Source organism: Ectopseudomonas khazarica (assembly GCF_017915135.1).
GTDB classification, from domain to species: Bacteria; Pseudomonadota; Gammaproteobacteria; order Pseudomonadales; family Pseudomonadaceae; genus Aquipseudomonas; species Aquipseudomonas khazarica.
The window spans coordinates 3,542,602-3,562,438 of sequence record NZ_CP068551.1; the positions used below are offsets into that span (position 1 = coordinate 3,542,602).

A 19,837-nucleotide genomic window follows, 5' to 3' on the forward strand; every position below is an offset into this window, starting at 1 on the left:
CCTGGCGCCTGGCGATGCGTCGCTCATTTCTTTCACCAGGCGGTTCATCACCCGCGCCATGCATAGCGGCTGAAGGCGCAAATGCATTAAAGTCGGCGGTCTGCACGCGAGGTCGCAGTGCGCCTTGCCCATCCGCCAGAAGAGCCCGACGATGGAACACCGTGAAGCGCTGGTCGCGTTACGCCAATTTCTCTCCACCCAGATCCTCGGCCAGGAGAAGCTCATCGAGCGCCTGCTGATCGCCCTGCTCGCCGACGGTCACCTGCTGGTCGAGGGCGCACCGGGCCTGGCCAAGACCAAGGCGATCAAGGAACTGGCCGAAGGCATCGAAGGCGAGTTCCACCGCATCCAGTTCACCCCTGACCTGCTCCCGGCCGATATCACCGGCACCGAGATCTATCGTCCGGAGACCGGCAGCTTCGTGTTCCAGCAGGGGCCGATCTTCCACAACCTGGTGCTGGCCGACGAGATCAACCGGGCACCGGCCAAGGTGCAGTCGGCGCTGCTCGAGGCGATGGCCGAGCGCCAGGTGTCGGTGGGACGCAGCACCTACGACCTGTCGCCGCTGTTCCTGGTCATGGCCACGCAGAACCCGATCGAACAGGAGGGCACCTATCCGTTGCCCGAAGCGCAGCTCGACCGTTTTCTGATGCACGTGAAGATCGGTTTTCCCGACGCGGCGGTCGAGCGCAAGATCCTCGCCCAGGCACGCGGCGACGCCCTCAACGGTGAGGCCAAGCCGGAGCACCGGGTCAGCCAGCAGGCGATATTCTCCGCACGCAAGGAAATCCTCGGCCTGTACATGGCCGATGCCGTGGAGGAATACCTGGTGCAACTGGTCATGGCCAGCCGCACCCCGGCCAAGTTCGACGCCGAGCTGGCCGACTGGATCGCCTACGGCGCCAGCCCGCGCGGCTCCATCGCCCTCGACCGCTGCGCACGCGCCCACGCCTGGCTGGCCGGGCGTGATTTCGTCAGCCCGGAAGACATCCAGGCGGTGCTGTTCGACGTGCTGCGCCACCGCATCATCCTGTCGTTCGAGGCCGAAGCCTCGGGCGTCGACCAGGACCGCGTGATCCAGCGCATCCTCGACGTGGTGGCGGTGGCATAGATGCAGCCGCAAGCTGCAAGCCACAAGCTGCAGGCGGGCATCCAGGTCGATCTCGGCGAGCTGATCGAGATGCGCCACAAGGCGCATGAGGTGCCGCTGTTCTCCACCCCCGCACGGCGCAGCCCGCTCACCGGCCTGCACCATTCGCGGCTGCGCGGACGCGGCGTGGACTTCGACCAGGTGCGCGTCTACCAGCCCGGCGACGATGTGCGCACCATCGACTGGCGCGTCACCGCGCGCACCCAGGAACCGCATACCAAGCTGTTCCACGAAGAACGCGAGCGGCCGATCTTCATCATCGCCGAACAGAGCCAGCGCCTGTTCTTCGGCTCCGGGCAGTGCTTCAAGTCGGTGCTCGCCGCCCGTGCGGCCGCGCTGATCGGCTGGGCCGCGCTCGGTCACAATGACCGCATCGGCGGCCTGGTCTTCGCCGACGACGAGCACCATGAAGTCAAGCCAAGGCGCAGCAAGCAGAGCCTGCTGCAATTGCTCAACCTGCTGGCCCGCGCCAACCAGGCGCTGGGCCCCGAGAGCCAGGCCAACCTCGCCCGTGACAACTTCGGCCTGGCCCTGCGCCGTGCCCGCGAAGTGCTGCGTCCCGGCAGCCTGGTGATCGTGCTGTGCGACGAGCGCGCCCTGAGCGATAACGCCGAGCAGCAACTCAGCCTGCTCGCCCGGCATACCGACCTGCTCCTGCTGCCGATGTCGGACCCGCTGGATCATGCCCTGCCGGCTGCCGGCCTGCTGCGCTTCACCCAGGGCGGCATGCAGCTGGAAGTCGACAGCCACAACGGCGACCTGCGCCAGGCCTATCGTGCCCAGGCCCAGGCGCGTGAAGCACGCTGGCAGCGCCTGGCGCAAAAGCTCGGCGTACCGCTGCTGCCGCTCAGCACGCAGTTCGAGCTGATCGAACAGCTGCAGGAGCAGCTCGGCGCGCTGCACCCGAGAAAAACCCTATGAACCCCATCGACCAGTTGCAGCCGCTGATCGAACCGGCGCCCGTGCCCTGGTGGCCGCCCGCACCAGGCTGGTGGCTGCTGGCAGCCCTGCTGCCGCTGCTCGGCTGGGGGCTCTGGCAGCTGCTTCGGCGCTGGCGCCAGCGTCAGCCCAGGGCGCAGCTCGAGAGCGACCTGGACCCGCTGCGCCAGGCCGCGCTGGACGAACTGGCGCGGCTGAGCAAACCCTACGACGCAGCGCCGGCCGGCCCCTGGCTGCAACAGCTCAACGCCCTGCTCAAGCGACTGTGCCGCGAACGCTATCCGGACAGCGGCAGCCACGTGCTGAGCAGTCGCGCCTGGCTGGCGTTCCTCGACAACCGCTGCCCGGCCGCCGGCCTGACGCGCTGGATGATTCTGGTCGAAGGCAGCTACAAGCCGCAGTGCACGCTGAGCGACAAGGCCATCGCCGAGCTCGACCAGGCCATTGCCGTGTGGATTCGCAAACATGTTTGAGTTCGCCTGGCCGTGGGTCTTCCTCCTGGCGCCGCTGCCCTGGCTGCTGCGCCTGCTGTTGCCAGCCGCCGACAGCGGCGATGCGGCGCTGCGCGTCAGCTTCCTCGACGAACTGCAGGCCCTGAGCGGCCGCCGCGCCCGCGCCGCCCTGCCCAGCTGGCGCCAGCAGGCCCCGCTGGTGCTGCTCTGGTGCCTGCTGCTGTGCGCGGCGGCGCGCCCGCAGTGGGTCGGCGAGCCCTTGCCGTTGCCGGCCAGCGGCCGCGACCTGCTGCTGGCGGTGGATGTGTCCGGCTCGATGGATTACGCCGACATGCAATGGGACGACGAGCCGATCAGCCGCCTGGAGCTGGTCAAGCGCCTGCTCGGTGATTTCATCGATGGCCGCCGTGGTGACCGCGTCGGCCTGATCCTCTTTGGCAGCCAGGCCTACCTGCAGGCACCGCTGACCTTCGACCGCACCACCGTGCGCACCTGGCTGGAAGAATCGCTGATCGGCATCGCCGGCAAGAACACCGCCATCGGCGACGCCATCGGCCTGGCGGTCAAGCGCCTGCGCCAGCGCCCGGCGCAGAGCCGCGTATTGGTGCTGATCACCGACGGAGCCAACAACGGCGGCAGCATCGAGCCGCTGGTGGCCGCGCAACTGGCCGCCGATGAAGGCGTGCGCATCTATGCCATCGGCATCGGCGCCGACCCTCAGCAAGGCGGCCTGGCTGGCGCGCTGGGCTTCAACAGTGGCCTCGAACTGGACGAACCGACCCTGCGCGCGATCGTCGATGCCACCGGTGGCGAATACTTCCGCGCACGCAGCCAGGCCGAGCTGGAGCAGATCGAACTCAGCCTCGACCGCCTGGAGCCCGTGGCCCAGCAACCGACTCTCGCCCGCCCTGCCCTGGCGCTGTACGCCTGGCCACTGGCGCTGGCGCTGCTGGGCTCGCTGCTGCTGGTCGGCCAGGTGCTGTGGCCCGACCGGCTGCGGAGGCGCGCATGATGGCGCTGTGGCCGGAATGGCTGCGCCCGCTGTGGCTGCTGCCGCTGCCCCTGCTGGCCTGGCTGCTGTGGCGCCTGTGGCACCGTGAACGGGCCAGCGGCCGCTGGCAGCTGCTGCTTCCCGCCGCCTTTCATCAGGTGCTGCTCAAGGGCGGTGATGGCCGCTCCAGCCGCCTGCCCTGGGTAACCCTGGGCCTGGCCTGGTTGCTGGCCATCGGCGCACTGCTGGGGCCCAGCTGGCAGCGGGTCGAGCAGAGCAACCAGAAACCGGCCGATCCGCTGCTGGTGGTGCTCGAGCTGACCCCGCAGATGCTCGCCAGCGATGGCCACCCCAATCGCCTGGAACAGGCACGGCGCAAGCTGCTCGACCTGCTCGAGGCGCGGCGCGATGCGCAGACGGCGATCATCGTCTACGCCGGTAGCGCACACAGCCTGGTGCCACTGTCCGATGACCTGGCCACCAGCCGCAACCTGCTCGAGGCGCTCAAACCGTCGCTGATGCCCGAACCCGGCCGCCGTGCCGACCTGGCGGTGGTGCGCGCCCTGCAGATGCTCGATCAGGCGCAGCTCGGCCAGGGTCGCATCCTGCTGATCGGCAGCGCACTGGATGAGCAGGAGCGCAGCGGCATTCGCCAGGCCCTGGAAAAACGTGCGGTGCCGCTGCTGATCCTTGGCGTCGGCAGCCGCGAAGGCGCACCGGTGGTGCAGGAAGACGGCAGCTTCCTCAAGGATCAGCGCGGCGCCATCCTGGTGCCCCGCCTGGATGCACGCAGCCTGCGCGAAACGGCGGAGAGCAACGGCGGCCGCTACGCCCAGATACGGGTGGATGACGACGACCTCAGGAGCCTCGGCCTGTTCGACGCCCCCCAGGCACTGCGGGCGGCACAGGAGCCCACGCAGCTCGACAGCCATGTCGACCAGGGCTACTGGCTGCTGCTGCCGTTGCTGTTGCTCGCGGCCTGCGCGGGGCGTCGCGGCTGGCTGTTCTGCCTGCCGCTGCTGCTGATGCTGCCGCCGCAGAGCAGCCAGGCCTTCGAACTGGACGACCTGTGGCTGCGCCCTGACCAGCAAGGCCAGCGCCTGCTGCAGGCGCAGCGCCCGGCCGAGGCCGCGGAGCGTTTCGTCGACCCGCAGTGGCAAGGCAACGCGCTGTACCAGGCCGAGGACTACGCCGGTGCCGCCGAGCGCTTCGCCCAGGGCGACACGGCCGCCGATCACTACAATCGCGGCAACGCGCTGGCCAAGTCCGGCGAACTGGAAGCGGCGCTGGATGCCTATGAACAGGCCCTGGAGCGCCAGCCGGAACTGACCGCAGCACAACAGAACAAGGCGCTGGTGGAAGAAGCGCTGCGCCAGCGCCAGGATCAGCAGCAGAACGGCGGCGATGCGTCTGCGCAGCAACAGGACGACGCCTCGGGCGACACCGGCGAACCGCACGAGGACGCAAGCGCTCAGCCCGCCGACGGCCAGCCTGCGCAGCCCGGCCAATCCGGCAGCCGCGATGACAGTGGCAGCGACGGCGATGCCCAGGATACAGGCGCAGGTGGCACGCAGCCGGATACGGGCGCTCCGGCGGAGCCGAGCGAGCCGGGCCAGGGCGCCGTCACCGAGGGCGATCTGGGCGACGCCGCAGAACGTCGCCAGGCCCTGGAACAATGGTTGCGGCAGATCCCGGACGACCCGGCCGAACTGCTGCGGCGCAAATTCTGGTATGAACAGCAACAGCGTCAGGACTCAAGCCGATGAAGCGCTTCCTCTTCCTGCTTCTTCTACTGGTAAGCGGCCAGGCCTGCGCCGATGCCTTCTTCGCCAGCGTCGACCGCACGCGCCTGAGCGAGGGGGAAACCGTCGTGCTGACCCTCGAATCGACCGACCCGACCCGTTTCGGACGGCCCGACTTCAGCCCGCTGGACGAGAACTTCGAAGTCCTCGGCAGCCGCCAGGTCAATCGCCTGAGCAGCATCGGCGACACGCCCCGCGCCAGCACCCGCTGGATCCTCACCCTGCAACCCCGGCGCAGCGGCGAAGTGGTGATTCCGCCCATCCGCCTGGAAGACGCCGAGACCCTGCCCATCACCCTCACCGTCGATGCGGTCAGCGACGCCAGCGGCAGCGCCAAGCTGGCCCCGGTGTACATCGATGCCAGCCTCGACCAGGACAGCGTCTACGTGCAGGCACAGGCCGTGCTGACGCTGCGCATCTACCATTCGGTGTCCATGTACGACGACAGCACCCTGACGCCGCTGCAGATGCAGGACGCGCGCGTGGAACAGCTGGGCGAGCCGCGCACCTACGAGAAGCGCATCGGTGGCGTGCGCCACGGCGTGATCGAACTGCAGTACGCCATCTACCCGCAGCGCAGCGGCGAACTGGTGATTCCGGGGCAGACCTTCAGCGCCACCCTGGTCGACCGCTCGAGCAACGATGACTTCCTGCCCTTCGGCCCGCGTGCGGGCAAGGTCTCGCGGGTCAAGTCGCCGGACATCCCCCTGCGGGTCAAGGCCAAGCCGGCGGACTATCCCGCCGATGCACCCTGGCTGCCGGCACGGGCGCTGGGCCTGGCGGAAACCTGGAACCCGCAGCCGGAACAGAGCCAGGTCGGCGACTCGCTGACCCGCCGCCTGATCCTCAAGGTCGATGGCCTGTCCAGCGCCCAGCTGCCGCCGCTGCCGGCTACCCAGGTCGAAGGCCTGCGCCGCTACCCGGACCAGCCGCAACTGAGCGACCAGAAGAGCGAGAGCGGCGTGGTCGGCACGCGCGAGGAACGCGAGGCCCTGGTGCCGAGCCGCAGCGGCGACATCGCCCTACCGGCGCTGGAAGTGGTGTGGTGGAACACGCAGAGCGACAGCCTGGAGCGGACGACGCTGCCGGCACGCACCCTGCAGGTGGCCGAGAACCCTCAGCTGCAGGGCGAGGACAGCCCCACGGTGAACCTGCCCGTCGCACAGCCACAGGAGGTGCCCGAGCTGTGGCCCTGGCAACTGGCCTGCGCGCTGCTCGGCCTGAGCACCCTGCTCGGCTTCGCCCTGTGGTGGCGCGCCCGACGCCAACCGGCCATCCAGCGGGCCGCACAGGCTGGCCCCAGCCCGCGCACGCTGCTCGACGACCTCAAGCGCGCCTGCCAGGCGGGCGATGCCCAGGCCACCCGTTATGCGCTCGATGCCTGGGCGCGACAGCAACCGGAAACCCTGGCCGACATGGCGGCGCGTTACGTGCCGCTGTCGGACGCGCTCGATGGCCTCAACGGCGCGCTGTACAGCGAGACCGGCCAGCAGTGGCAAGGCGATGAGCTGTGGAAGGCGATTCGCAACCTGCCGGCAGCGCAGGAACCGAGCGCCGCCCCGCAGGACAGCAGCGCGTTGCCGCCGCTGTATCCGCGCTAGCTGTGATCTCTCAGTAGGTTGTTCATCCGGGGCATTCCCGGAATTCTGGAAGTGCGACCAACACAGCCTTCCAGGAGCCCCGGATGAACCTGCATAAACATGCCCGTCTTACCCCGCGAGGTCGAGCCCTTCTCGTGCAGCGCATGCTCAACGGCCTACGAGTCGAAGATGCGGCACAAGCCGCTGGCGTCAGTGTGCGTACAGCCTACAAGTGGCTCAAACGCTTTCGTGAGGAAGGTGAGATCGGCCTGATGGATCGTTCATCACGTCCGCACTCATGCCCCCATGCCACGGCAGTCGCCCTGGTCGAAAAACTGATCGAGCTACGTCGCTCTCGCAAGACTTACCGGCAGATCGCCCAGATACTCGGCCTGGCCGTCAGTACCGTGGCCCGCCGTCTCAAGCAGGCCGGCTTTCATCGGCTGGCTGAGCTGGAACCCGCGCCTGTGGTGGTGCGTTATGAATACGCCAATCCTGGTGATCTCCTGCACCTGGACATCAAGAAGCTTGGCCGCTTCTGGAAACCCGGACATCGAGTCACTGGCGACCGTCAGCAGTGCTCCGACGGCGCCGGCTGGGAGTTCATGCACGTGGCTATCGACGATGCGTCCCGACTGGCGTTCACCAGCCTGCATCCGGATGAGCGCGGCAGCAGCGCCTGCCGGGCCTTGCTGCAAGCACTGCGCTACTACCGCGGGCTGAACATCTGCTTTCGGCGCGTCATGACAGACAACGGCGCCTGCTATCGGTCCCGGGCGTTTCAACGGTTGTGTGCTCGGCTCGGGCTGAAACACATCCGCACCAAGCCCTATACGCCACGTACCAACGGCAAGGCCGAGCGCTTCATCCAAACGAGCCTGCGTGAATGGGCCTATGCCCGTAGCTACGACACTTCACAGCAGCGAGCAGCGCACCTGCTGCCCTGGCTGCATCACTACAACTGGCACCGACTGCACGCCAGCCTCGGATACCTGCCCCCGATCAGCAGAGCGCCGCTTCCACTGAACAACGTGCTGGGTTTACACACCTAGCAAACGCAGCCGCACACACTACGTAGGAGCCCGCTTGCGGGCGATCCCTCGCGTAAACCCTGACATGGCGGCGCACTACGTACCGCTGACGGACGCACCCGATGCACCCGACGGCACGCCGCACAGCGAGACCGGCCAGCAGTGGCAAGGCGATGAACCGTGCAAGGCGATTCGCAACCTGCCAACGCCCCAGGAACCGAGCGCGGCCCGCACATTGCCGCCCACCCACTCCGTAGGAGCCCGCTTGCGGGCGATCCCAGGCACCAGCCAAGCCCCCTACCCGCGCCCATATCGCCCCTCATGCAACACGCATAAAAAAACCGCGGCCCTGGGGCCGCGGTTCTCGTCCTGCGCTACAGGCATCAGGCCTTGCCGCGCAGCTTCTCCGGGTTGATCAGGAAACGCGCCAGCGCCGGCAGCAGCCAGATCGCGCCGATCATGTTCCAGAGGAACATGAAGGTCAGCATCAGGCCCATGTCGGCCTGGAACTTGATCGCCGAGAAGATCCAGGTGGCCACGCCGATGGCCAGGCAGACGCCGGTGAACAGCACCGCCTTACCCGTCGACTTGAGCGTCTCGTAGTAGGCCTCCTGCAGCGTCATGCCCTGACGCAGGTAGGTCTCCAGGCGGCTGTAGATGTAGATACCGTAATCCACACCGATACCGACGCCCAGCGCGATCACCGGCAGGGTCGCGACCTTCACGCCGATGCCCATGAAGGCCATCAGCGCGTTGCCCAGCACCGAGGTCAGTACCAGCGGCAGGATCACGCACAGCGTCGCCGCCAGGGAGCGGAAGGTCAGCAGGCACATGATGCTCACAGCCGCGTAGACCGCGATCAGCATGGTGGTCTCGGAAGCCGCGATCACCTCGTTGGTGGCGGCCTCGATACCGGCGTTACCGGCGGCCAGCACGACCTGCAGGTCATCGGTGCTGTGCTCTGCGGAGAACGCCTCGGCGGCAGCCATGACCCGCGACAGCGTCTCGGCCTTGTGGTCCTCGAGGAACACCAGTACCGGCGCCACCGAACAGTCGGCGTTGTACAGGCCTTCGGCACGTGCGATGGAGTTGTTCAGCACATCCTGGTTACGCGACAGAGTTTCCCATTTCAGGTTGCCCTCGTTCATGCCCTTGATCACCTGCTTGGACACGGTGACCATGGAGATGGCCGACTGCACGCCCTGGGTGTTCTCCATCTTCCACATCAGCTCGTCCATGGCGGACAGCGCTTCGTAGGTGGAGCAACGCTCGGTCGCGGTCTTGATCATCACCACCAGCACGTCGGAGCTGGTCGAGTAGTTGCGGATGACGAAGTCGTTGTCCAGGTTGTAGCGCGAATCCGGATGCAGCTCCGGCGCGCCCTGGTCGAGGTCACCGATCTTCAGGTTCTGCCCGTACCAGACGCCACCGGCCAGGGCCACCACGGCAATCACCACGGAAATCGGCGCCACCATCGGGTGCGCGAAATTGGAGATGGCGCGCCACAGCGGATGGTCCTTGGCGGCTTCCTCGCGGCTCTTCTTCACGGCACGGTTGCCGATGCCGATGTAGGAGATCACCACCGGCAGCAGGATCAGGTTGGTCAGGATGATCACCGCCACGCCCATGGACGCACCGATGGCCAGCTCGCGGATCACGCCGATATCGATCAGCAGCAGGGTCACGAAGCCGACGGCATCGGAGAGCAGCGCGACCAGCCCGGGGATGAACAGCTGACGGAAGGCCATGCGCGCTGCGGACAGCGCATCGGTCGCCTCGCCGGAGGCCATGGCGATGCCGTTGATCTTCTGCACCCCGTGCGAGATACCGATGGCGAACACCAGGAACGGCACCAGCATCGAGTATGGGTCCAGACCGAAGCCCAGCGTGTGCAGCAGGCCAAGCTGCCAGATCACCGCCACCAGAGTGGTGATGACCACCGCCAGCGTGCTCTTGAAGCAGTGGGTGAACCACAGCAGCAGAACGAAGGTGATGCCGATGGCGACAGCAAAGAACAGCGCCACGCCGACCAGGCCGTCGATCAGGTCACCGACCTTCTTGGCGAAACCGATGATGTGCACCTGCACATTGGGGTTCTGCGCCTGGTACTTGTCGCGAATCTTCTCTTCCAGCTCGTGGGAGAACTTCTGGTAGTCCAGCTTGATCAGCTTGCTCTGGTCGGCCGGGTCCGGATAGGACTCGAGCAGAGGAATGTCGACGATGCTGGACTTGAAGTTGTTCGCCACCAGGCGACCGATCTGCCCCGACTTGAGGATGTTGCTGCGCAACTCCTCGAGGCTGTCGGCGGAACCGTCGTAGGTCTGCGGAATCACTTCGCCGCCGGCGAAGCCTTCCTCGGTCACTTCGGTCCAGCGCACGCTGGGGCTCCACAGCGACTTGAGGCCGGAACGGTCGACGCCGGGGATGTAGAAGGCCTCGTCATGGATCTGCCGCAGCGTCTCCATGTACTCCTTGCTGAAGATGTCGCCTTCGGTGGCTTCCACCGAGATGCGCACCGTGTTGCCCAGGTTGGCCAGGTCGTTACGGTGTTCGAGCATCTTCTGGATGTACGGATGGCCCAGCGGAATCATCTTCTCGAAGCTGGTCTGCGGGCGCACCTGAGCAGCCTGGTAGAACAGGAAGATGCTGATCAGCAGGCAGATCAGGATCACCGCCGGGCGATTGTTGAAGATCAGCCGCTCGAGATAAGAAGCAGGCTTTTGTTGATGCTTGGTCATGCAAAGGCTCCCGGCTTGTTATTGTTGGCCCAGATCGGCGCCGGTCGAAGCGGCGAGGTGAACGCCGCCCTGCCCCACCAGGATCAGGTTGCCGTTATCCAGTGCAGTCACCCCGGCCAGCGAAAGGCGGTCGGGACGATTCATCAGGCTGAAGCTCTGCCCGTGGTCGGTACTGCGCAGCACGGTGCCGCCGTGGCCCACGACCACGATGCTGCCGTCGCGGAGCAGCGTACCGTCGGCCAGGCCGAACTCCAGCGGGCCATTGTTGGGGGTGTGCAGCGAGATCTGCTGCCAGCTGTCACCGAAATCGGCGGAGCGGAACAGGTGGCCGCGCAGGCCGTAGGCGAGCAAGGTGCCACTCTGGTCGGTACCGAGCACGCCGAACAGCGAGCCCTCGTAGGGCGGCTCTTCGATGCGTTCCCAGGTCTGCCCCCAGTCGGCGGAACGGAACATCTGGCCCAGCTCACCGACGATGAACAGGCCGGAATCCTTCACTGCGGTGATGGCATTGAGGTGATAGGCATCCTCGTTGTCGAGGCGATCGCTGACGTCTTCCCAGGTCTTGCCGCCGTCGCTGGTTTCCAGCAGCGCACCGTAGGCGCCCACCGCGAAACCGGTCTGCAGGTCCTTGAACCAGACATCCAGCAGCGGCGCCTCGCGCTCGAGGTCTTCGAACTGCTTGGTCCAGGTCAGACCGCCGTCGCCGGTGACGAGAATCTGCGCGTCGTGACCGACCGCCCAGCCGTGCTTGGGATCGACGAAGAAGACCGAGGTGAGCATCTGCCGGGTCGGCACCTTGGCCTGCTCCCAGCTCTGTCCCTGGTCTTCGGAATGGAGAATGTGGCCACGGTCGCCGACGGCTACCAGGCGTTCGCCAGTGTTGACGACGTCCTGTAGCAGGCTGTGTACGGCCTTGGCGGACTCGATGGCATAACCGGCCTCCGCTGTCGACGACGTCTCGGCGTATGCAGGCACGGCAGTGAAAGCCAGAACGGAAAGCACACTGCACAGCGAGAGCGCTTTAGCCAGCGGCGAATGGACACGAAGCGCCGATTTGTGCGCCGTAGTGGGCGTCAGACCGGACTGGGTGCGCCGCATGACGGGCTCACTCATATACCTTCCCCCTTTCTTGTTATAGGCGGTACTGCTCTCAATAGCAGGCCGCCCATCCTAGCGAGCTTAGGAAAGCCCTGACAATTAGCGCGACGTTATGTTTTGTTAAGGCAGAACCCGCGTTATAGAAGCCTATTCGCGAAGCTGATACGAAAAAGGCCGCTACTACTGTAGCGGCCTTGGCGCGAGGCTACACGACTATTATCGCGTGCCGCGACGACGCAGCGCAGCCGGCTTGAAGTAACCGTCGTCCGGAATGGCCTGGCTGAAGTCGATGGTGTTGTTCTCTTCGTTGTCCAGGTTCTGCACGTGATAACGACGCGCCTGAAGATCGTGGAACACGTCCAGGGCAGACCAGGTGGTCGGCAGGTCGTAGTAGTTCTTCAGGTAGGCGATGGATACGCGCCACAGCTCACCGCGACCGTCGTACTGATCGACCACTGCAGCCTGCCAGCTGTCCTCGTCGAGGAACAGGGTGCGCTTGGAGTAGATGTGACGGGCGCCCGATTTCAGCGTGCCTTCCACCACCCAGACGCGGTGCAGTTCGTTGCGGGTCAGCGCCGGGTTCAGGTGACCGACCTTGAGCAGGTCCTCGTACTTAACCTCAGGGCTGGTGACCTTGTAGTTGTTGTACGGGATGTAGATTTCCTTCTTGCCCACCAGTTTCCAGTCGTAGCGATCCGGAGCACCGTTGAACATGTCGGTATCGTCGGCGGTACGCAGGCCATCGGCGGCAGCGATCGGCGTGTCGTACGCCAGGTTCGGCGCACGACGCACACGACGCTGACCGGCGTTGTAACCCCAGGCCTGGCGCGGTTCCTTGACCTGATCCAGGGTCTCGTGAACCAGCACCGCACCACCGGCCAGACGCGCCGGGCTGGTGGTGAAGGACAGGTAGTAGAACATGATGTTGTTCAGGTCGGCGAAGGAGCCGTTCTGCATGTAGTACTTGAACATGGCCTCCTGCTGCGAGGTGACCAGCGAGTAGGCGCCATTGCGCTGTACCGCCACTTCCGAGGCACGACGCACGATGTAGGTACCACGATAACGGGCGATGTGGTTCCACAGCGCTTCCACGCCGTTCTGCGGAATCGGGAACGGGATGCCGCCATAGGCATCGGAGAAGCCGTTGCCGCCGTCGACCAGCTTGGCGCTGGTGGCGTTCTTCATGGTGTTGTCGTAGACCCACTGCGGCGCCGAGCCGGAGCGACGGGTCTGGTAGACCGGCATCTGGTAGGTTTCCGGGTAGGCCTTGAACATGGCGATCTGACCCGGCGTCAGGTTGGCCTCGTATTGGCTCAGGTTGGCCGCGGTGATGGTGAACAGCGGTTTGTCTTCCGGGAACGGGTCGACGTGATGCTGGCCCGAGCGGGTGTAGCCGGCCGGTGCCTTGGTGATGCCACCGGTCCAGGCCGGGATGGTGCCGGCGGCATTGCCGGCTTTCTCGGCACCGAAGGGCGTCAGGGTATCGCCGAGTTTGGCAGCTTCCTGCGGGGAAACGGCAGCCAGTGCAGAGCCGGCGGAAAACGCCAGCGCAACGGCTACGGCCATCAGCCTGTGCTTGTTCAGCATGGGTAATTCTCCGTGAAGAGTCTGGCCGGGCGCCCGCAGGCGCCCGGCGTTTTTCTGGTTATAGGTATTAGAAGGAGTACTTGACGTTCAGACCGATGTTGTCGCGATCACGCGCACCGTTGTTCTGGCCTGCGCCATAGAACTCGGTGTACTGGATCTCGGCTTCCAGGCTGTTGAGGTAGCTGGCGCGCATACCGACGGTGTACGCCTTGCGACCTTCGATGAAGTTGCCGGTCTGGTGCGAGTTGCCTTCGAAGTCGTGCTTGAACACGGCGAACGGCGACAGGTTCACGCCCGCGTAGACGTCGTTCCAGGTACCGGAGAGCACCAGGGTGTAGCCGTAGGCGTTCTTGTTGACCTGATCGTCGCGATCGTAGCCGGAGATGTAGGAGCCGTTACCGCGGCCTGCGTAATAACGCGTGCCATTGCGGGAGTTGTACTGCAGGCTGTCGCCACGCAGGTGCTCGGAAGCCAGCTCGGCCACGCCGAACAGCGAGTCGAAACCGAGAGTCGGGCCGAAGTTGTAGATGGTGCCCAGCGAGGTGTTGAATGCCTCGACACGGGTGGAGTTGTGGATCTGGTCACCCAGTTGAACCTGCTGACCGCCAATGTTGACCACGCTACCGCCTGCAAGCTGAGGCGCCTGCGTCAGCAGGTCACCGAGCAGGTCGTTGGTCGCAGCAATACCAATCGGCAGATTGGGGCGGTAGGACAACTCGCCAAACACCGACGCGTTGCCGACCGTGGTGTTGAAGCTGAAGCCGTACATACGGATGTCCTCAGCATATTCACGGCGAGCGTTGACCTGATTGGCCACATCAATCGTAGCCAGGCCACCAGTAGCACTCGTCACCGCACTGGTCAGTGCATTCGAATAGGCGGCGGCCAGCGCGGGATTAAGGGCAGGGTTGGCCAACACAGCTTGCAGCGTGGGAACGGACACACCAGCCTGGGCAGCAACGGCCTGTTGCACCTGCGGTGCCAGTGCGCCTTGTGTCTGTGCGGCAATTGCACCGAGATCAAGCCCGCTGTAATCACCAAGATCTGCGTAGATGGTCGGCTCTTTCGCATGATAATTGACGAAGTAGAAACCGAACTCGGTGGAGTTCAGTTCTTCAGCGATATAACGGAACGCGACGCCGAACTGACCATCGTTCTTGGCATTGATATCAGGACCGATGCTCGCCACCTTGATGTTGCCGCTGGCATCAACGGTGCGACCGCCCTGCAAGCCACCTACTCCAACGCCACTCAAACCGGAATAGAGTCCGGCCAGAGGCACAAGAGCGGTCTGGGTCGAGTAAGCGGTGTTACCACCATCCGCGAACAAATCGGTTTCGGAGAAATAGGTACCGACCGGGTCGATAGCGGTTTCTTTCCAGTTCCACTGATAGAAGGCCTCCATCGACAGATTGTCGGTCAGCCCGAGGTTGAAGCTTAGTGCCTCGACGGGCACCAGCACTTCCTTCACTTCGGAGCCAGGCAGGCGGAACTTGGCGGCATCGACCGGGTTGGTGGTGTTGATACCACCGCGATAGAACAGGCCTTCGCCCCAGTTGAACACCTGCTTACCGAGGCGGCCGGAAACCGGCATGTCACCCACATCCCAGTTCCCGTATACGTAGGCGTCGAGAATCTGCGCATCGCGACCTGCCTTGTGGCGGGTCTCACGGGTGAAGGTGTTGTCGTGCGGATTGGTCTGGCTCGGCTGAACCGGGGAGTTGGCATCGTAGTAGTCGTTGCGCTTGTCCATGATCTGCGTGTCATAGAACGCGGTACCACGGATGAACACACCGTAGTTCTGATAGGACGCTTCGAGGTCCGAGGTGATCTTGAACACTTCGGAAACCAGGCCGGTATCGAAACTGCGATTACCGTCGTTGGTGTTGATGTCGTCGTTGGTCCTGTCCTGCCCCTGGACACGCCACAGTTGGCCGTAGGAGATGGTGGTATCGATGGAACCGGTGATCTCGTTGTCGGCGAAGCTGAACTCCACCGCCTGAGCCTGAGCGGCTACCAGCAAAGGCAGTACGCCAGCGAACGCAAAGCCGGCCTTGGCCGGGGCAAAACGTAGAACGGGCTTGCGGGACTTAATTTCCATCGAGACTCACTCCGTGGACAGATCATTCTTTTGGGCGATCCCATTTGGCGGGATGCGTTATGCCGTACTGGCGACGGCTTGTTTTTTATTCGTGCAGCGTATTCCAGGGACCTTCGCGCAGCTGCGCACGGTCAGACCCTGCTCGACACTGCAACCATGGTGCCAATTCAAACGGGTGTATCAGCGCAGAGCCGCTTGCCAGCGCCTTCGCGCGGTTTCTTTTCGTGACTGATCAGCCACTGACCAGTGCGTCAGCTATTCAGCGTGAAATTGGCGCACTTTGTCCTACGATCCGACGCTTTATGCCACTCGAACCCTGGGGCCGCGAGGTTTTCGGCTACGAGCGACAAGCCCAATGTCAAGAGCCAGGCAGCCCTAACTTTAGTGTGCGCACGAATAACACGGCACCTGGATATTTCTACGGGTAACAAAAAAGTGTTACCAGCCATCGACTGGTAACACTTTTATTGACGCCGACCCGCCTTAGGCCAGGCTTTTGCTCACCACTTCGTAAACGTCGCTGGACAGCTCACCGCTGGCCAGGATGCGTTCCAGCTCGGCCTTCATCTGCGCCTGACGTGCAGGCGCGTACTTGCGCCAGCGGGTCAGCGGCGCCAGCAGGCGCGAGGCGATCTGTGGGTTGAGTGCGTTGAGGGTGATCACCTGATCGGCGAGAAAGCGATAGCCCGAGCCATCGGCCTGGTGAAAGTTGATCAGGTTCTGGTTGGCGAAGGCACCGATCAGGGCGCGCACCTTGTTCGGGTTCTTCAGGGTGAAGGCCTCGTGCTGCATCAGCGCATGCACGCGCTCAAGGCCACCAGGCAGCGGGCTGCCGGCCTGCACGCTGAACCACTGATCCATGACCAGCGCATCGTCCTTGAAGAAGTCGGCGAACATCGCCAGGGCCTTGCTACGCTCGGCCTCGAACGGCGAGTTGACCAGCACCGCCAGCGCCGCCAGGCGCTCGGTCATGTTGTCGGCGTTCTCGAACTGCTCGACGCAGGCGGCCAGCACCTCGGCCTGCTGGCTGAGCATCAGGTAAGACAGGGCGATGTTCTGCAGGCTGCGCCGGGCAAAATGCGCCGCCTCGGCCACGTAGGGCGTCGCCCTGGAGACGTCACGGTTGGCCTGGTAGCGCGCCAGCAGCGGCGCGTACAGGGCATCGGCCAGCTGCAGGCGGGCGAACTCGCGCGCCTCGTGAATGGCCTCGACATCGGCCACGTCACTGATTTCGGTGAGATAGGCCTCGCCAGGCAGCGAGAGCATCTCGGCGACCATCGCCTGATCCAGCGACTCGTCCAGCAGCAATGTACGCAGCGCCTCCACCAGGCGCTGATCGAGCGCCAGCTCTTCGCCGCGCTGGTACTGGCCGATCAGCTCCTGCAGCACCTGCACGGACAACTGCTGGCCGGCTTCCCAGCGATTGAAACCGTCGCTGTCGTGCTGCATGAGGAACATCAGCTGGTCGCGGCTGTAGGGGAAGCTGAGCTTGACCGGCGCACTGAAGCCACGCAGCAGCGACGGCAGTGGCTGTTCGGCGATGCCCTCGAAGGTGAAGGTCTGCTCGGCTTCGGTGATCGACAGCACGCGGCCAGTACCGCTGGCGGTGGCCTCACCCTGCAGACGCAGCGGCAGCTCGTTGCCCTGGGCGTCGAGCAGGCCGAGCGCAAGCGGAATCACGAACGGCAGCTTCTCGCTCTGCCCCGGAGTGGCCGGGCAGCTCTGACGGAAGGTCAGGCTGTAGGTCTGCGCGGACGCATCATAAGCCTCGCTGACCTGCAGGCGCGGCGTACCGGCCTGGGTGTACCAGCGCTTGAACTGGGTCAGGTCGATGCCACTGGCATCTTCCATGGCCTTGACGAAGTCGTCGCAGGTCACCGCCTGGCCATCATGGCGTTCGAAGTACAGGTCCGAGCCCTTGCGGAACAGCTCGGGGCCAAGCAGGGTGTGGATCATGCGCAGAACTTCCGAACCCTTCTCGTAGATGGTCAGGGTGTAGAAGTTGGAGATCTCCATGTACGCGTCCGGGCGCACCGGGTGAGCCATGGGACCGGCATCCTCGGCGAACTGGTGGGTGCGCAGGTAGGCCACGTCCTCGATGCGCTTGACCGTGCGCGAGTGGGTGTCGGCGGAGAACTCGCTGTCGCGGAACACGGTGAAACCTTCCTTGAGCGACAGCTGGAACCAGTCGCGGCAGGTCACGCGGTTGCCCGACCAGTTGTGGAAGTACTCGTGCGCCACCACCGCCTCGACGCGCTGGTGCGCGGCATCGGTGGCGGTCTCGGCCTTGGCCAGCACGCAGCTGGAGTTGAAGATGTTGAGGCCCTTGTTCTCCATGGCGCCCATGTTGAAGTCGTTGACCGCGACGATCATGAAGATGTCCAGGTCGTACTCGCGGCCGTAGACCTCCTCGTCCCACTTCATCGAGCGCTTGAGGCTGTCCATGGCGTGCTGCACCTTGTCGATGTTCTCCGGTTCGACATAGATGCGCAGCGCCACCTCGCGGCTGCTCATGGTGGTGAAGCTGTCCTCGACGCACCACAGGTCGCCGGCGACCAGGGCGAACAGGTAGGCCGGTTTCTTGAACGGGTCTTCCCAGGTCGCCCAGTGGCGACCGCCCTCTTCGCTGCCGCTGGCCACCGGGTTGCCGTTGGACAGCAGCACCGGGTAGGCATGCTGCTCGGCGCTGACCGTGGTGGTGAACTTGCTCATCACGTCAGGACGGTCGAGGTAGAAGGTGATCTTGCGGAAACCCTCGGCCTCGCACTGGGTGCAGAACATCGTGCCGGACTTGTACAGGCCTTCCAGCGCGGTGTTGCTCTCCGGGTGAATGCGCACGCTGCTGTCGACCACGAAGCGTTCCTGGGTCGGCTGCAGGGTCAGGTGGCTGGCGGTCAGGCTGTAGTCACCCTCGCCCAGCTCGCGATCATCCAGTTTCAGCTCGAGCAGCTCCAGCTGCTGGCCATCGAGCACCAGCGGCGGCAGGCCGGCACCGGCCTCGGGGTTGCGGCGCATGACCAGCTGCGCATGCACCAGGCTGTGATCCTCGAACAACTCGAAGGTCAGGTGCGTCTCGTCGATCAGGTAATCCGGTACCTGATAGTCCTTGAGGTAGATCGTCTTGGATTGTTCGGTGCGCATGGCGAAGCCTCTTCGAGGCAGCTGCGAGCTTCAAGCCGCAAGCTGCAAGTGGGGTTGTCGTCAGCTTGCAGCTTGTGGCGTGCAGCTTATGGCTAGTTGGTAGGCGGTGTACTTGCGGATATTGATCACGCCGGTGTCGAACATCAGGTACTGGCCCTTGATGCCGAGCAGGGTACCTTCGGCCAGGGGCTGCTTGTCCAGGTTGAAGCTGGTGATCTTGGCCGGGTAGGCCTCGATGGGATAGCGGATGTCCAGTACCTCGGCGGCCGTGAGCGGCTGGATGGCCTGCAGGCCGAAGCGTTGCTGCAGATCGGCGATACCTGCGCCACAGCTGTCGAACAACTGCTCGCGAATCGCCAGCAGGTCGACCGGTACGGCGTCGCCCTTGAGCAGCGCGCGCCAGTTGGTCTTGTCCGCCACCTGGCTGCGCAGCAGGTCCTCGACGAAGCCCGACTGCTGCCGAGTCGCCACGCGCAGGATCGGCAGCGCCTGGGTCGCCCCCTGGTCGATCCAGCGCGTCGGAACCTGACTGGCACGGGTAATGCCGACCTTCACCCCGCTGGAGTTCGCCAGGTAGACGACATGGTCGGTCATGCAGAACTGCTCGCCCCAACTCGGCTCGCGGCAGGTACCGGCGTCGTAGTGGCACTTCTCCGGACTCATGATGCAGATATCGCACTGCGCCAGCTTCTGCATGCAGGGGTAGCAGTAACCCTGGCTGAAACTGGTCTTGGTCTTGCGCCCGCAATGCGTGCAGTGGATGGCGCCGAGGTACTCCAGGCGCAGGCGCCTGCCCACCAGCGGATTGACCGGCACCTCCTCGTCGCCGAGGCGAAAGGCGTATTGCACCGGCGCATCGAGGTGCGCCTTCATCTTGCTCAGCGAGCCACGTCCTAACTCGGTCATCAGTGCAGGGTATCCGACGACTTGAACAGCAGGTTGGGAACCGGCTCGGACTTGGACTTGCACTCCTGCGGGCCCATGTAGCCGGTGCGCTCTTCTTCCGGCAGATTGTTCATTTCCCAGGCGATCATCGCCTGCAGGCTGAGTTCCTTCTGCTCCTGGGTCAGTTTGCGGCCGTCCGGCCACTTACCGATCTCCACGGCCAGCTTGAGGCTCTCGTAGATTTCCGGGGTGATGTTGTCGATGGCTTCGAGGAAGGACGACATAGAGGTCTCCAATGAATCGTAGGGCGGGTGAAACCCGCCAAAATACTGTTCTGGCGGA

General features: G+C 64.6%; 14 protein-coding genes. 7 read left to right on the plus strand and 7 right to left on the minus strand.

What is annotated here, in order from left to right; all coding sequences use genetic code 11:
- The first annotated feature begins 151 nt into the window (after positions 1 to 151).
- The 7 genes from JLK41_RS16720 (at position 152) to JLK41_RS16750 (ending at position 7,966) form a co-directional block, all read left to right on the plus strand.
- Positions 152 to 1,111 (plus strand): AAA family ATPase, encoded by a 960-nt coding sequence (locus JLK41_RS16720; RefSeq protein ID WP_037056217.1) that lies wholly within the window; start codon positions 152 to 154, stop codon positions 1,109 to 1,111.
- Positions 1,112 to 2,071 carry a DUF58 domain-containing protein gene (locus JLK41_RS16725; protein ID WP_037056219.1) on the plus strand — a complete coding sequence of 320 codons (960 nt, stop codon included), beginning with the start codon at positions 1,112 to 1,114 and terminating at the stop codon, positions 2,069 to 2,071.
- Positions 2,068 to 2,562: a DUF4381 domain-containing protein gene (locus tag JLK41_RS16730; protein ID WP_210389405.1), complete on the plus strand. Its 495-nt coding sequence runs from the start codon at positions 2,068 to 2,070 to the stop codon at positions 2,560 to 2,562. Before JLK41_RS16725 ends, JLK41_RS16730 begins: the two co-directional genes overlap by 4 nt.
- The gene (locus JLK41_RS16735; protein WP_210389406.1) at positions 2,555 to 3,553 is read left to right on the plus strand and encodes a vWA domain-containing protein; all 999 of its coding nucleotides are present in this window, start codon (positions 2,555 to 2,557) and stop codon (positions 3,551 to 3,553) included. The genes JLK41_RS16730 and JLK41_RS16735 overlap by 8 nt, the downstream gene beginning before the upstream one ends.
- On the plus strand, positions 3,550 to 5,298 hold the full coding sequence (locus JLK41_RS16740) for a VWA domain-containing protein (protein WP_210389407.1): 1,749 nt from the start codon (positions 3,550 to 3,552) through the stop codon (positions 5,296 to 5,298). The genes JLK41_RS16735 and JLK41_RS16740 overlap by 4 nt, the downstream gene beginning before the upstream one ends.
- Positions 5,295 to 6,935, plus strand: coding sequence for a protein BatD (locus JLK41_RS16745; protein WP_210389408.1), 1,641 nt, complete (start codon positions 5,295 to 5,297; stop codon positions 6,933 to 6,935). Before JLK41_RS16740 ends, JLK41_RS16745 begins: the two co-directional genes overlap by 4 nt.
- An 83-nt stretch (positions 6,936 to 7,018) precedes the next feature.
- Positions 7,019 to 7,966, plus strand: coding sequence for an IS481 family transposase (locus JLK41_RS16750; RefSeq protein ID WP_179553980.1), 948 nt, complete (start codon positions 7,019 to 7,021; stop codon positions 7,964 to 7,966).
- A gap of 362 nt (positions 7,967 to 8,328) precedes the next feature.
- Here the strand turns inward: JLK41_RS16750 and JLK41_RS16755 are convergent, their stop codons facing one another.
- From JLK41_RS16755 to JLK41_RS16785, 7 genes are all read right to left on the minus strand, one after another.
- Positions 8,329 to 10,683: an efflux RND transporter permease subunit gene (locus tag JLK41_RS16755; RefSeq protein WP_037056234.1), complete on the minus strand. Its 2,355-nt coding sequence runs from the start codon at positions 10,681 to 10,683 to the stop codon at positions 8,329 to 8,331.
- A gap of 18 nt (positions 10,684 to 10,701) precedes the next feature.
- Positions 10,702 to 11,781, minus strand: coding sequence for a WD40/YVTN/BNR-like repeat-containing protein (locus JLK41_RS16760; RefSeq protein ID WP_210391248.1), 1,080 nt, complete (start codon positions 11,779 to 11,781; stop codon positions 10,702 to 10,704).
- Positions 11,782 to 11,997: 216 nt separating this feature from the next.
- Positions 11,998 to 13,368 (minus strand): DUF1329 domain-containing protein, encoded by a 1,371-nt coding sequence (locus JLK41_RS16765; RefSeq protein ID WP_047586338.1) that lies wholly within the window; start codon positions 13,366 to 13,368, stop codon positions 11,998 to 12,000.
- A 67-nt stretch (positions 13,369 to 13,435) separates the two neighbouring features.
- Positions 13,436 to 15,469 carry a DUF1302 domain-containing protein gene (locus JLK41_RS16770; RefSeq protein ID WP_210389409.1) on the minus strand — a complete coding sequence of 678 codons (2,034 nt, stop codon included), beginning with the start codon at positions 15,467 to 15,469 and terminating at the stop codon, positions 13,436 to 13,438.
- A gap of 483 nt (positions 15,470 to 15,952) precedes the next feature.
- Positions 15,953 to 18,610 carry an aminopeptidase N gene (gene pepN, locus JLK41_RS16775; protein ID WP_210389410.1) on the minus strand — a complete coding sequence of 886 codons (2,658 nt, stop codon included), beginning with the start codon at positions 18,608 to 18,610 and terminating at the stop codon, positions 15,953 to 15,955.
- Between the two features lie 60 nt (positions 18,611 to 18,670).
- Positions 18,671 to 19,516, minus strand: coding sequence for a DUF2797 domain-containing protein (locus JLK41_RS16780; RefSeq protein WP_210389411.1), 846 nt, complete (start codon positions 19,514 to 19,516; stop codon positions 18,671 to 18,673).
- Positions 19,516 to 19,779: a YeaC family protein gene (locus JLK41_RS16785; protein ID WP_037056249.1), complete on the minus strand. Its 264-nt coding sequence runs from the start codon at positions 19,777 to 19,779 to the stop codon at positions 19,516 to 19,518. The genes JLK41_RS16780 and JLK41_RS16785 overlap by 1 nt, the downstream gene beginning before the upstream one ends.
- Between the last annotated feature and the right edge of the window lie 58 nt (positions 19,780 to 19,837).

Coding starts and splice junctions, on each gene's coding strand:
- pepN (WP_210389410.1), bottom strand. CDS start 18,610: ATGCGCACCGAACAATCCAAGACGATCTACCTCAAGGACTATCAGGTA.
- JLK41_RS16770 (WP_210389409.1), bottom strand. CDS start 15,469: ATGGAAATTAAGTCCCGCAAGCCCGTTCTACGTTTTGCCCCGGCCAAG.
- JLK41_RS16740 (WP_210389407.1), top strand. CDS start 3,550: ATGATGGCGCTGTGGCCGGAATGGCTGCGCCCGCTGTGGCTGCTGCCG.
- JLK41_RS16780 (WP_210389411.1), bottom strand. CDS start 19,516: ATGACCGAGTTAGGACGTGGCTCGCTGAGCAAGATGAAGGCGCACCTC.
- JLK41_RS16765 (WP_047586338.1), bottom strand. CDS start 13,368: ATGCTGAACAAGCACAGGCTGATGGCCGTAGCCGTTGCGCTGGCGTTT.
- JLK41_RS16735 (WP_210389406.1), top strand. CDS start 2,555: ATGTTTGAGTTCGCCTGGCCGTGGGTCTTCCTCCTGGCGCCGCTGCCC.
- JLK41_RS16745 (WP_210389408.1), top strand. CDS start 5,295: ATGAAGCGCTTCCTCTTCCTGCTTCTTCTACTGGTAAGCGGCCAGGCC.
- JLK41_RS16725 (WP_037056219.1), top strand. CDS start 1,112: ATGCAGCCGCAAGCTGCAAGCCACAAGCTGCAGGCGGGCATCCAGGTC.
- JLK41_RS16785 (WP_037056249.1), bottom strand. CDS start 19,779: ATGTCGTCCTTCCTCGAAGCCATCGACAACATCACCCCGGAAATCTAC.
- JLK41_RS16720 (WP_037056217.1), top strand. CDS start 152: ATGGAACACCGTGAAGCGCTGGTCGCGTTACGCCAATTTCTCTCCACC.
- JLK41_RS16755 (WP_037056234.1), bottom strand. CDS start 10,683: ATGACCAAGCATCAACAAAAGCCTGCTTCTTATCTCGAGCGGCTGATC.
- JLK41_RS16760 (WP_210391248.1), bottom strand. CDS start 11,781: ATGCGGCGCACCCAGTCCGGTCTGACGCCCACTACGGCGCACAAATCG.
- JLK41_RS16730 (WP_210389405.1), top strand. CDS start 2,068: ATGAACCCCATCGACCAGTTGCAGCCGCTGATCGAACCGGCGCCCGTG.
- JLK41_RS16750 (WP_179553980.1), top strand. CDS start 7,019: ATGAACCTGCATAAACATGCCCGTCTTACCCCGCGAGGTCGAGCCCTT.